Origin of the sequence: Enterococcus sp. BWB1-3, assembly GCF_016745275.1 — a bacterium.
In the GTDB taxonomy this organism is placed as follows: Bacteria; Bacillota; Bacilli; order Lactobacillales; family Enterococcaceae; genus Enterococcus_L.
On the sequence record NZ_JADOEP010000005.1, the window covers coordinates 120,134 to 132,193 of the forward strand.

Consider the following 12,060-nt stretch of genomic DNA (forward strand, 5'->3'; position numbering starts at 1 on the left):
ACGTAAATTTTGCCCCAATTTTTAAGAACTTGTATTATCAGCCTGGAGGAGAATGATATGAAGAGAGAACGCCGTACATACCAACCGATTATTTTTGCAGCAGCGATAGCTATTATTTATATTTTCAACTTAGTTGCTTTTCCCTCACTGGTTCATGGAGAATCGTTGAACAGCTTTGATGCAAGTATTCAAGTGCCAGACAGTCAGTCTGATAAGAACTTATCTTATTTCGATGTGACTCTTGATCCGGGAAAGGAAGAGAAACTGGCGATAACATTGGTGAATAAAAGTGAAAAAACTCTTTCATTGAAAGCTTCGTTTAACCGAGCAGTGACCAACAGCGGCGGAGTGATTGAATATTCCGGAATTAATGAAGATACCTCTAAATCCGCATCTTATGATATTGAACAACTCGTTACATTAAGCGAGGAAAATATTCAGCTGGAATCAAATCAGACGAAGGATGTTACGTTAACGGTCAAAATGCCTGAAGAAAAGTTTTCTGGAGTTTTGGCAGGTGGTATCTATTTCGAAGAGGTGTCTGATGAAAAAACAGAAGGAAATGTAAAAAATGTCTTTTCAAGAGAGATAGCTTTGCTGATTCATTCAGATGGACAGGAAGTCCAACCGGAGGTGACGATTACCGGAGCAAAAGCTGATCAGGCGAATTACCGAAATGTCATTGAAGTAGGAATTGAAAATACAGCAGCAGCTTATGTGAAAAAAGTGAACATCGACTACACAGTATTACTGGATGGAAAAGAAGTTTTGACAGGTAAAAAAGAACAGCTGAGTATTGCGCCCAATACCTTGTTTCCTTTCAGAATTCCGTTTGATGGGGAAGAGTTTGAAGGCGGCGAGTATACCGTAGATATCAAAGTAAGCAATGATCAGGGTGAATGGGAAGGCAGTCCTCAATTTACAGTGACCAAAGAAGAAGCTGCAGATATGAATGAACAGGATGTTACAGTTCAAAAATCCGACTTTGAAATTCCATGGTCAACAGTGGCATTGATAGCTGTTTTGTTGGCATTGGCTGTTGTGGTGATTATCACGATTAACAAGAATAGAAAATTGAAGAAGCAGCTAGCTAAAAAGCATAAAAAGAGAAAAAAACGCCCGAGAGCTCAAGCGGTAAAAACTAAAGCAGAATAAACAGGAGCGTCCTTCAAAAAATTAAGCTGTTTTCTATGGTTAAGTGCAGTTGGTTTTGAGGTTGTGACAGAACACTTCTGTCACAACCTCAAACTCAAGGCAAAGCATTAAATGCCTGCAAGCTTCGCTGACCGGGTAATTGGCAAAGTTTCTCTTCTCCAAACAGAAGAACTTAAAATAAAACCAGGAGTTCTCTGATTTTTATTCCTAGCTCTGCGCTTTTATTCAGTTTTTTTATCTTACCAATACAATTTGATGTAGAACCCTAAAAAAAGCCAGCTGAATACTCAGCTGACTTTTTTTATCTATCATTGTTATTATTTTGAAGATTCAGTTGTGCTTGATGAAGATTCTGTTTCTGAAGAATCAGAAGATTTTTCAGAGGAAGAGCTTGAAGACTCTTCAGTTGCTGTGCTTGAGCTTTCTGTCTGCATGTAGCCTGACAACACATTCTTGAATGCATCATCTTTGATCTTCACGTTTGCAGCTGTCAGTTCATCACTGATTACTTTAGAAGTAAATGTTTGGTCAGCCATTTGTGTTTCCTTGGCAATTTCTTCTAATTGTTCTCTGTAAGGTTCAAGATCGTTCCCTTTAGAAGATGTTTTAGTCATTTTCACAAGGTAGTAGATAGTTTGGTAACCAGTACTGTCAGTTGCAGAAACTGGCTCACTCACTTCACCGTCTTTCAGTTTGTAAGCAGCCTCCTGTACAGCTGCAGGGATTGTAGTAGAAGTAGAGTCAAAGGTTACTTTCCCGCCATCTTCTTTAGTTGTATCTGTAGATTTTTCTTTGGCAATCTTAGTAAAGTCACCGTCTTTATCCAATTCAGCTTTAATTTCTTTTGCTTCATCTTCAGTAGCAACTGTAATGATTTGAGCTTCTACTTCAGGATGGAAGGACGTCCATGCTGTTTTGATGTCAGTTTCAGTTACATCAACATTAGCCTCAAGCCCTTTTTGGTATGCAAGCCCTTGTTTGATCAATGCCTTGTAAGATTTAGTAGTATAGCCTGCTTCCGACAAGTAGTCATCAAAATTGTAACCTTGTGCTTCAGCACTTTCTTTTGTTTTGTTAAATTCAGCATCAATCTCTTTATCTGTCACTTTATCCCCATATTTGTCTTCAAAAACTTTGAAGATAATCATGTTTGCTACAGTTGACTGACTTGTGCTTTCATTTTTGATTCTGTCATAGAAATCTTCAACAGTGATTGTTGAACCTTTCATTGTTGCGATATTGTCAGAACCGCCTGAACAAGCTGCTAATGTAAATACTGCCATGGCACTCGCTGCAGCTAAAATTAATTTTTTCTTCATTCGTTTAGCACTCCTAAATAGTCGTATTTTTGCATTTTTATGTAGAAAGGAATTTCTCACGTTTACTACTATACCACAATCCATGCTCGAAAAGAAACATAGATTTGATAGTTTCAATAAATTTTCAAACTTAGGACACAATTTAAATGAAGTATTTGAAAATTAATTAAGGAAGCAGAAAAAAAGGAGAAATTTCCTCGGAAAAGCTTCATGTAAGAGAGGATGGGACAGTTTTTTCCCGATAGGAAGGCTGCATTGAAATAGAGTATTTTCATCGACTTTCTGCAACTGTGGTTCTCACTGCTGGGAATTTTGATCTATTAATTTCTATAGGACACATATCCATTAGGAATGAAGGACTTCGTTCAGAGCCTCAGTGTACGGAGACTCTCCGGGCAGCTGTCGCTGCGTTGCAGGCATCAATATCAATTGAAATAGTCTGATAGTCATGGTTATAGCCGCAACAGCTATTCTTGTTCCTTTTTCTCCTCCAGTTCAGGCATTTCCGGCAGTTCATTCTGGATTTTAGTCAGCTGCTCCTGAATTTTTTCCAGACGAGGCTTCGCCTGAAAATTAAAATTCGTAATATCTTTATTGATTCCTTTTACAAATGGAGGAATCACAGTTTCAGCAGTTTCCTGGAAATCAGCCAGGTTTGTTTTGAATGTTGCCAGTTTTTCGTTGAAATCATCATGCAGATACTTCCAGTCATCGATTTCATCAATAATTTTCTGCTTGGTTTCTTTTCCACTACGAGGGGCCATAAACAGTCCGCCGATTCCGCCTACAACAGAGCCGAATAATAATCCTTTGATAAATCCTTTCATTTAAACATTCACCTGCTTTTCAACAGCTGCAGCAATTTCCTGCAGTTCTTCCTGTGTATAATTTTCCTGATTATTAGCAAAACGCATACTGAAACCGTCCTCTTTGGTATATCTGGGAATAAGATGGACATGGGAATGGAAGACAGACTGATAAGCCAGCTCTTTATTATTGTTTACGATATTTAATCCTTCCATTTCCGGAAAAGCTTTTTCCAGTGCCAGAGCGATTTTTGGAATGCGGGCAAACACTTCTGCCGCCAGATCAGCATCATACTCAAAAATATCCGTCACGTGTTTTTTTGGGATTAACAGCGTATGCCCCTTTGTTGTCTGACTGATATCCAAAAAAGCGTAGACTGTGTCATCTTCATAGATTTTATAACTGGGAATTTCTTTATCGGCAATTTTACAAAAGATACAATCTTTCATGATAAACCTTCTTTCATAAGCATTTACTTTCCTTTTACTTTACCATATCTGTCTGAAAATGTGTAAGAGTTCCGCAATTGTCTGCATGATATAAATGAAAATTTTATTTTTTTGAAATAATAAGCTGATTAAGGTCTGTAGAGAGTGGTGTCTTTCAATTATCTTCTTGTCGGACTCAGCCAAGTGAGAAGGATTCAGCATCGGTTTTTGCTCAATTTTCGGGAAATCTTATGTTTGGAGTAGTATGTTGGTTTAAAGACCTTTTTATCGATCTGTTTTGATAATGATCAAAGCAAAAATAGTCAAAAAATAGTTTCTTTCTATGTAAAAGGAAGGATAGAAATAGATAGTTTAAAATTATTCCTCTCAGAGCCATTTTATCTTTGCCTCGTGTTATAATAAAATCATTAAAAAATTTGGAGGCAATAAGATGAGCTTGAAAATTGAGCATTTAACAGGGGGCTACGGTCATGTTCCTGTTTTGAAAGATATAAATTTTGAAGTAAAAGCCGGAGAAATGGTTGGACTGATTGGGTTAAATGGTGCCGGCAAGAGTACGACGATTAAGAATATTATTGGTTTGCTGACTCCTCAAAAGGGAAAGATTTTGATTGATGGCCAGACACTGAATCATAGTCCGGAGAGCTATCGCAAGAAGATAGGCTATATTCCTGAAACACCTTCTTTATATGAAGAATTGACGTTGAAGGAGCATATTGAAGTGACGGCAATGGCGTATGATATATCCGTAGAGGAAGCATTTCGCAGAGCAGATGTACTGTTGAAAACCTTCCGCCTTGAAAATAAGCTGGAATGGTTTCCGGCACATTTTTCAAAAGGGATGAAGCAGAAAGTGATGGTGCTCTGTGCCTTTTTAATTGAGCCAAGTCTGTATATTATCGATGAGCCATTTTTAGGTCTGGACCCATTGGCGATTCATGCGTTGCTGGAATTGATGGATGAGATGCGGAATCAAGGAGCAGCCATTTTGATGTCCACACATATTCTGGCTACTGCGGAGAAATACTGTGACCGTTTCGTTGTGCTTCATGAAGGTGAAATTAGAGCAGTTGGTTCGATGGAAGAACTGCGAGTAGAATTCAATCTGCCGGACTCATCATTGGATGATATCTACCTTGCACTGACTAAGGAAGAAAAGGTGGGGTAGTATGTCAGAACTGTATCGTATGCGTCTATCCCGTCATTTGAAAAAAATGATGAAATATATGCAGTATGTGTTTAATGATCATTTTGTAATCGTCTGTGTCTTTCTGTTGGGAGGACTGGGCTTTTATTACTCGGAACTTCTGAAAAATCTGCCTGAAGAATTTGTCTGGGGCAGGCCTTTGGTTCTTCTGATCTGGCTGGCCATTCTTTTTATCGGCAAGCTGGCAACCTTGACACAGGAAGCAGACAAAGTATTTATTCTGCCGAAGGAAGCGGAGATGCCGGGCTATTTTAAACGAGCATTGAGCTATTCAGCAATTCTTCCCGCTGTCTCTATTTTTTTAATCAGCGGGATGACAATGCCGTTGGTAGTAGTGACTACAAGGGAGACCTTCGTATCGTTTATCTATTATCTGCTTATGCTGCTGCTGTTGAAGTTTACTCATCTGAAATGGCAGGAGTTTGATCTCTACCAAATTCCGGGCAATAAAAGTCAGCAGTGGCAGCTGATTTGGCTGTTGGGAAGTGCAGCGGCGATAGCGGCCAGTCTGTATGTGGTGCCTTTGGCCGGACTAATTGTTGCGATTATCTTGTGCGGAATGTTAGGTTACTTTTTACCAAAGTTAAAAGCAGGTATCTCTCTGGACTGGGAAAAGATGATCAAAAAAGAAAACAACCGGATGTACCAGATTTACCGGTTTATCAACTTATTTACAGATGTTCCAGAAATCACAGGAAGTGTAAAAAGAAGAAAAGCATTTGATCCTCTTCTTAATAAGATTAAAAAAGAAAATAAAAATACGTATTTATATCTGTATGCCCGCAGCTTTCTCAGAGGCTCTGAATATAGCGGACTATTCCTTCGTCTTTTGGGATTGGGCGGTGTGATTCTTTACTTTTCCAATGACTTCATTATGTCATTAGGTGCGGCTATCGTATTTCTGTATTTGATGGGTTTCCAGATGATACCGATTTACAGTCAGTTTGACTACATGGTGATGACCCAGTTGTATCCAGCGCCCGCAACTCAAAGGAAACAGGCGGTCAGTTTTCTGCTGATGGTTCTGTTATTCACGGCCGCCGCAATTTTCAGTATTCTTACCTTAATTGCATTGCCGAATAAGCCGGAAGCACTGTTGGTTGTGGCGGCACTGGTTGTTGAAGTAATTGTATTTACAAAGCTCTATGTTCCGCAGCGTTTGAAGAAAATGGAGGGATAATGAATGAAGGTTTTATGGAATGATCAAATCGTTGATCGTGGAGAAGTCAAAATTGATATGGAAGACCGCGGCTATCAGTATGGTGATGGTTTGTATGAAGTAATTCGTGTGTATAACGGGAAGTTATACATGAAGGAAGAACATTTGGAACGCTTGCGGCTGGGAGCCGAAAAGATTAAGCTGGTCCTTCCGTTCACGAAAGAAACACTCAGTCAAAAGCTGGAGGAGCTGGTTGCTGTAGAAGAAATTACAGAAGGAAAGCTTTACTTCCAAATTACCAGAGGGATTGATTCTCCACGTAATCATGTGCTGCCCGATCCGTTAAATGTGACAGGTGTGCTGACTGCGAATGTTATTCCGTATGACCGTCCTGTAGAAAAGCAGCGAAAAGGAATCGGTGTTGGAATTGTTCCGGATACCCGTTGGCTGCATTGTGATATAAAATCACTGAGCTTGCTTGGTAATGTAATGGCACTGGAGCATGCAAGAAGCAGAGGGTTTGAAGATGCGGTTCAGATCCGTGACGGTAAAGTGACTGAGGCTTCTGCAGCGAATTTCTGGATGGTGAAAGACGGCACGATGTATACACATCCAGATGGTAATCTGATTTTACCAGGTATCACGAAAAAGAAACTGGTAGAGCTTGCAGGAAAACTAAGCATTCCGCTTAAAGAGGAAGCATTTGATAAAGAAGAACTATTTTCAGCAGATGAATGCTTTATCTCTGGTTCACTGATTGAAGTGGTCCCTGTTGTTAAAATCGAAGACCATGTCGTTGGCAGCGGACAGCCGGGAGGAATCACGCAGAAGCTGCACAATGAATATGTGGCTGAAGTGGAACGTATCTGTAATTAGAATACCATTGACAAGTGAATGAAAAGAACGTATAAATTAGAAAGAACATAAGCCTGAGAGATCCACCATTCTCAGGCTTGTTGTATGTTTTGAATAGATGTATTATTTATAAAATATAAAAGATCATAGTAAGTGAGGAATCCTGAAATGCGTGTAAGAAAAAGACCAGGAGCAGAAGAGCTTTTAGCTGCACATCCGGAATATGTGGTAGATGAACCTGAAAAGTGGCAGGGACGTTGGCACGAACGATTTGGCAATGACTATCCGATTCACATTGAAATCGGCACAGGGAAAGGACAGTTTGTTGCAGGTATGGCTAAAGCCAACCCTGAGATTAATTATATTGGTATTGAAATGCAGGTCAGTGTGCTTTCAATCGCTCTGGAAAAAGTACTGGAAGAAGAACTGCCGAATTTGCAGCTGCTTCATGTGAATGGTGAAGTCCTGACCCAGTATTTTGCTGAAAATGAAGTGGATCAGATTTATTTAAACTTCTCCGATCCATGGCCGAAAAAGCGTCATGAAAAACGCCGACTGACATCAAGACCATTTTTAGCGGTTGATGAAAAAATCTTAAAACCAAATGGCGAAATTCATTTTAAAACGGATAATCAGGGATTGTTTGAATACTCGCTGAGCAGTTTTTCAAAATACGGCATGACCATTGAACAGGTTTGGCTGGATCTCCATAGCAGTTCTTATGAAGGCAATATCATGACAGAGTATGAAGAAAAATTCTCTGCTAAAGGTCAGCCGATTTATCGGGTGGAAGCAAGATTTCAGGCAGAAGAATAAATAAGTAAAGTTAAACCATCAGTAAAGGCAAAAGCTGCGATGAGCTCAAACAGATAAAAGCAGCCTCTGTCTGTGTGGTGGTTTATTGTACCTCGCCCAATCTGCTGATGGTTTTCAATTTTAATGTAAGCCGACACCTGCTGAATTGTTCACCGTCTGTGCCTGTTGTTTAACGAAGTCACTGGCAACAGCTAAAGAAATAATGGTATGCTCCAGCAATTCATCGAGTACATTTACATTTATTTCATAAAATCAGTCTTATTCTCAGTATGCCTACAGCTATTTCTTTGTATATGGAATAAATTCTGACAAATTTATCCCCATCAGAGCGTTGCATATTATTCTGCTAATACCCCATAGATGAGCTAGCCTCTATTCAAGGAATATTTATCGAGGCTGCGCATACAGCATGTCTTGTATGACCAAAAGACATGCGACGAGCATTCGAAGAAGCGTAGGAGCAAGCTCTTACACATGCGACGAGCATTCGAAGAAGCGTAGAAGCAAGCTCTTAAAATATAGTATAGTAATGAAGTTTTCCAAATTCACAGAATTGTCAGTTCGCATACTAGCAACCTCTTAAGGATGAACATAAATGGCTGTCCATTTATTTCAATCAGAGCAGTGTATACTACCCTACACCTTTTCTTTGATAAACAACTTTTTCGTGTTTGTTCTTCCTCCGTCTCATTCTATAAAAAAAGAAAGGCCCACGGAGAATGGCCTTTCATCTGTATTCCAATGTTTATAAGCGATTGACTTCAATTACCGTACCAGTCTGTGCATCTGCGACAAATGCATACTGAACCAACGAACCGTCCTCAACCCGAGAAACTCCACCGTTATATGTTTTGGAATGAATCGCAAATTTTCTTAATGGTTTTTTTTCAAGTTCAATCCAAGAGCCTTCAATAGGACCTTCTTTTAAGAACGCAGCCTTTACATTCTCCAGTACAGAATCTGCATCAATCGTTCGTTTTTTTTGATACCATAAAGCAGACAGAACACCGCTGATAACGCCCAAACCGGCGCCCAAGGCCAAGCCGCTCCTAAAATAGTTTAATTCGTTTTCTTCACCCATCAGGAACACCCTCCGTTTATTTAAGAGTATTGTTAAATATTATTATCCTATATAATACCATTCTAACACAGAGTACGCCAAAGAAAGAACCGAAAAAATGTGCATTGCCGTTATTTTGCGTTATAATTAGAAAGAATTGTAAAAATGACAGGAAAAAATGCGTGTTTGAATCCCACATCCGTTCTGATTTTGACGGTGCTGAGGAGGTATTTTTTTCTGAGCTTAAAACGACGATAAGGCAGGGATTGAAATGGAAGAAAAAACATTCCAGCGTATTAAAGAATTAACAGAATTACAGGGGACCAGCGGAGCAGAAGAAGATGTTCGTGCGTATATGAAAAAGCATATCACGCCTTTAGTTGATGAGGTTCAGTATGATGGATTGGGGGGGATTTTCGGTCTGAAGCGCGGAAAAGAGTTGGATGCGCCAAGAGTCATGGTGGCTGCACATATGGATGAAGTCGGGTTTATGCTGACACAGATTAAAGACAACGGACTGTTTGAAGTAGTCCCTCTGGGCGGTTGGAATCCTTATGTTGTTTCCGCACAGCGTTTTACTTTAAAAACGGGGAAAGGCAACTATCCTTGTATTTCTTCGTCTATTCCGCCGCATTTACTGCGGGGAACAAATGGTCAGAAAACACTGGAAGTAACAGATGTCCTGTTTGATGCTGGTTTTGAATCAAAAGAGGAAGCTGAAGAATACGGCGTTCGCCCAGGTGATACAATTGTTCCTAAAACGGAAACCATCAAAACAGCGAACGGTAAGAATATTATCGCAAAATCATGGGACAACCGTTATGGCTGTACATTGGTGCTGGAAGCATTAGAGGCGCTGCAGAATGAGACTCTGGGACATACGCTGATTGCCGGAGCAAATGTTCAGGAAGAAGTTGGTCTGCGCGGATCAAAACCTTCTGTTCATAAATTCAAACCAGAATTGTTTTTTGCGGTGGATTGTTCAGCAGCGGATGATATTAAAACAAAAAAAGGTACCTATGGTCATTTAGGTGAAGGTACATTGCTGCGGATTTTTGATCCGGGAATGATTACATTGCCGCGTGTACGTGAGTATCTGCTGGATACAGCGGAAACAAACAACATTCCTTATCAGTATTTTGTTTCCAAAGGCGGAACAGATGCTGGTGCAGCGCATACAACAAATAACGGTGTACCAAGTGCAGTGATTGGTGTCTGCGGACGTTACATTCATACACATCAAACCATGTTCAGCATCAAAGATTTTGAAGCGGCAAGAGAGATGCTGATTCAGGTTCTAAAAGGACTGGACCGTACAACAGTCAATACAATTATTTATGGAAAGTAGGCGAAAGCTGTGATTATACCTAAAAATCTGGAAGAATTAGCCGGTTATGTGGAAAATGGCAAGAATGTCTTCTTTTTTACTGCAGACTGGTGTGGAGACTGCCGTTTTATAAAGCCTGCACTTCCTGAAATTGAAGAAGAATTCTCTGATTATCAGTTTATTCAGGTGGATCGGGATGAATTTATCGATGTTGCCGCTCAATGGAATATCTTTGGGATTCCAAGCTTTGTCGTTGTGGATAACGGTAAGGAGTTGGGAAGACTGGTCAATAAAGACCGCAAAACCAAACAGGAAATTGCAGACTTCTTAAATGGATTGGAAAGTTCCAAATAAAAGACCTCAGATAAAAGCTGACAAACAGCAGAAACGATACAACAAATAAAACGAAACCGGTGAAGACTGAAAAGGTTTTTCCGGTTTTTTTGAGGGACTGCCGACCGTAGTGGAGAGCTGTAAGAAAAGATAGGCAGATACCGGCTTTTTTGTTAAGATAGTACAGGAACAGAGTGGAGGAGGAAGATAAATGATTTTTTCATATAATAAAGAGCATGTAGGTGATGTGCTGCTGATTATTGTTGCGGATGATCAAGCAAAAGAAAACTACGTGGAGCGCAAAGGCAATGTAGCCAAAGTCACTGTTGACAAGGGTGAGGTGGTTGCGTGGAATATTTTTAAGGCATCAACCATTCTTGGTGAGATCAAAGGGAATGGACAAGTAGAATTAACGGAAGAACAAATTAATCGTTTAAACAAAGAATTGGCTGTCAATGGTTTTATAGAAACTCTGGCTGCAGATACAAAACCAAAAATTGTGGTAGGCTTTGTAAAATCCTGTAAAAAGCATCCAGATTCTGATCACTTATCTATTACAAAAACAGAAGTGGACAATGGAGAAATCCTTCAAATTGTCTGTGGTGCACCAAATATTAAAGCCGGTCAAAAAGTAGTGGTAGCTAAGCCCGGTGCGATGATGCCTGACGGAATGATGATCTGGCCCGGTAAGCTTCGCGGAGAAGAAAGCTGGGGAATGATCTGTTCTGCCAGAGAGCTGAATATTCCTGATGCACCACAGAAAAAAGGTATTCTGGAGCTGCCGTTCGATGCGGTAGTGGGAGAAGCTTTTCCGATTGGCGGATAAGAAAGATTAAAATGCAAGCAAAATAAAGATAAAAAGAAAAGGACGCAGTCGCGGTGATTGGACTTTTTCGGTTAGAAGCTGTATGACAGCATCTGATAGAAAGACGAGTAAATCAGCTTCTAGACTGAGTCTTTTTTTGACATTAAAGGGATTATAAAATTGGGGGTTAACAAACTCAGTAATAGCAAGGGATAGAGAAGAAATCATTCAGTAAAAAGAACTGAAGAAAAAATCTGAATCCAGACAAAAGACCTCGGGTGTGTGTACCAAGGCTTTCTTACTGGAGACTACAGTCTCGAGGATCATACCATCACAGCTGCAAAACTGATTATTGTAGCAAGTGCGAGGAACTGCAAAGAGGTTATGACAGAAGTGTTCTGTCTCAAGAACCAAGTAGGCATCATGCATCATCTACTCTGACAAGTCAATCGTAGTGATTTATTTCCAGAACTACTGTCTCTATGAGTCTAACGATTCTCGAGACAAACCATTACGCTGTAGCCGTTTTTCTGTGTCTACGGTTCTCACTACACTACAATTCGTTTCGATCTCATCAATTTCTAAATGGTAAAGCCACTAAGAATTAGAGGACTTCGTTCCGATCCTCGAAGCATGGAGGGGCTTTGCTCCTACGCTTCTACGAATGCTCGTCGCATGTCTGGGAGGCATGTATGAACTTGCTCCTACGCTTCTACGAATGCTCGTCGCATGTCTGGGAGGCATGTATGAACTTGCTCCTACGCTTCT

12 protein-coding genes are annotated in these 12,060 nt (G+C 40.1%); 8 read left to right on the plus strand and 4 right to left on the minus strand.

Going from position 1 to position 12,060, the window contains the following annotated elements; translation table 11 throughout:
* Positions 1-57 precede the first annotated feature (57 nt).
* Positions 58-1,155, plus strand: a complete 1,098-nt coding sequence (locus IW492_RS05615; RefSeq protein ID WP_202066469.1) for a DUF916 and DUF3324 domain-containing protein — start codon at positions 58-60, stop codon at positions 1,153-1,155.
* A 317-nt stretch (positions 1,156-1,472) separates the two neighbouring features.
* On the opposite strand, the gene IW492_RS05620 is transcribed toward IW492_RS05615, so the two are convergent.
* From IW492_RS05620 to IW492_RS05630, 3 genes are all read right to left on the minus strand, one after another.
* Positions 1,473-2,474: a peptidylprolyl isomerase gene (locus tag IW492_RS05620; protein ID WP_202066471.1), complete on the minus strand. Its 1,002-nt coding sequence runs from the start codon at positions 2,472-2,474 to the stop codon at positions 1,473-1,475.
* Positions 2,475-2,941: 467 nt separating this feature from the next.
* The gene (locus tag IW492_RS05625; protein ID WP_202066473.1) at positions 2,942-3,301 is read right to left on the minus strand and encodes a YtxH domain-containing protein; all 360 of its coding nucleotides are present in this window, start codon (positions 3,299-3,301) and stop codon (positions 2,942-2,944) included.
* Complete coding sequence (locus IW492_RS05630) at positions 3,302-3,730, minus strand: HIT family protein (RefSeq protein WP_202066475.1); 429 nt, start codon at positions 3,728-3,730, stop codon at positions 3,302-3,304.
* Between the two features lie 430 nt (positions 3,731-4,160).
* On the opposite strand from IW492_RS05630, the gene IW492_RS05635 reads away from it, so the two are divergent.
* The 4 genes from IW492_RS05635 (at position 4,161) to trmB (ending at position 7,767) form a co-directional block, all read left to right on the plus strand.
* Positions 4,161-4,898 (plus strand): ABC transporter ATP-binding protein, encoded by a 738-nt coding sequence (locus tag IW492_RS05635; protein WP_202066477.1) that lies wholly within the window; start codon positions 4,161-4,163, stop codon positions 4,896-4,898.
* Position 4,899: 1 nt separating this feature from the next.
* Complete coding sequence (locus tag IW492_RS05640) at positions 4,900-6,117, plus strand: ABC transporter permease (RefSeq protein WP_202066479.1); 1,218 nt, start codon at positions 4,900-4,902, stop codon at positions 6,115-6,117.
* 3 nt (positions 6,118-6,120) lie between these two features.
* Positions 6,121-6,972 (plus strand): D-amino-acid transaminase, encoded by an 852-nt coding sequence (dat, locus tag IW492_RS05645; protein WP_202066481.1) that lies wholly within the window; start codon positions 6,121-6,123, stop codon positions 6,970-6,972.
* 147 nt (positions 6,973-7,119) lie between these two features.
* Entirely contained in the window at positions 7,120-7,767 is a 648-nt protein-coding gene (trmB, locus tag IW492_RS05650) for a tRNA (guanosine(46)-N7)-methyltransferase TrmB (protein ID WP_202066483.1), read from the plus strand.
* Between the two features lie 745 nt (positions 7,768-8,512).
* On the opposite strand, the gene IW492_RS05655 is transcribed toward trmB, so the two are convergent.
* The gene (locus tag IW492_RS05655; RefSeq protein WP_202066484.1) at positions 8,513-8,848 is read right to left on the minus strand and encodes a PepSY domain-containing protein; all 336 of its coding nucleotides are present in this window, start codon (positions 8,846-8,848) and stop codon (positions 8,513-8,515) included.
* Between the two features lie 250 nt (positions 8,849-9,098).
* Between IW492_RS05655 and pepA the strand changes: the two genes are divergently transcribed.
* From pepA to ytpR, 3 genes are all read left to right on the plus strand, one after another.
* On the plus strand, positions 9,099-10,175 hold the full coding sequence (pepA, locus tag IW492_RS05660) for a glutamyl aminopeptidase (RefSeq protein ID WP_202066486.1): 1,077 nt from the start codon (positions 9,099-9,101) through the stop codon (positions 10,173-10,175).
* A 9-nt stretch (positions 10,176-10,184) separates the two neighbouring features.
* Entirely contained in the window at positions 10,185-10,508 is a 324-nt protein-coding gene (locus IW492_RS05665) for a thioredoxin family protein (protein ID WP_202066488.1), read from the plus strand.
* 190 nt (positions 10,509-10,698) lie between these two features.
* On the plus strand, positions 10,699-11,313 hold the full coding sequence (gene ytpR, locus IW492_RS05670) for a YtpR family tRNA-binding protein (protein WP_202066490.1): 615 nt from the start codon (positions 10,699-10,701) through the stop codon (positions 11,311-11,313).
* The last annotated feature ends 747 nt before the right edge of the window (positions 11,314-12,060 follow it).

Excerpts from the sequence above, each read along its gene's own strand:
- IW492_RS05655 (WP_202066484.1), bottom strand. The coding sequence starts at position 8,848 with ATGGGTGAAGAAAACGAATTAAACTATTTTAGGAGCGGCTTGGCCTTG.
- IW492_RS05625 (WP_202066473.1), bottom strand. The coding sequence starts at position 3,301 with ATGAAAGGATTTATCAAAGGATTATTATTCGGCTCTGTTGTAGGCGGA.
- dat (WP_202066481.1), top strand. The coding sequence starts at position 6,121 with ATGAAGGTTTTATGGAATGATCAAATCGTTGATCGTGGAGAAGTCAAA.
- IW492_RS05640 (WP_202066479.1), top strand. The coding sequence starts at position 4,900 with ATGTCAGAACTGTATCGTATGCGTCTATCCCGTCATTTGAAAAAAATG.
- pepA (WP_202066486.1), top strand. The coding sequence starts at position 9,099 with ATGGAAGAAAAAACATTCCAGCGTATTAAAGAATTAACAGAATTACAG.
- trmB (WP_202066483.1), top strand. The coding sequence starts at position 7,120 with ATGCGTGTAAGAAAAAGACCAGGAGCAGAAGAGCTTTTAGCTGCACAT.
- IW492_RS05635 (WP_202066477.1), top strand. The coding sequence starts at position 4,161 with ATGAGCTTGAAAATTGAGCATTTAACAGGGGGCTACGGTCATGTTCCT.
- IW492_RS05620 (WP_202066471.1), bottom strand. The coding sequence starts at position 2,474 with ATGAAGAAAAAATTAATTTTAGCTGCAGCGAGTGCCATGGCAGTATTT.
- ytpR (WP_202066490.1), top strand. The coding sequence starts at position 10,699 with ATGATTTTTTCATATAATAAAGAGCATGTAGGTGATGTGCTGCTGATT.
- IW492_RS05615 (WP_202066469.1), top strand. The coding sequence starts at position 58 with ATGAAGAGAGAACGCCGTACATACCAACCGATTATTTTTGCAGCAGCG.
- IW492_RS05630 (WP_202066475.1), bottom strand. The coding sequence starts at position 3,730 with ATGAAAGATTGTATCTTTTGTAAAATTGCCGATAAAGAAATTCCCAGT.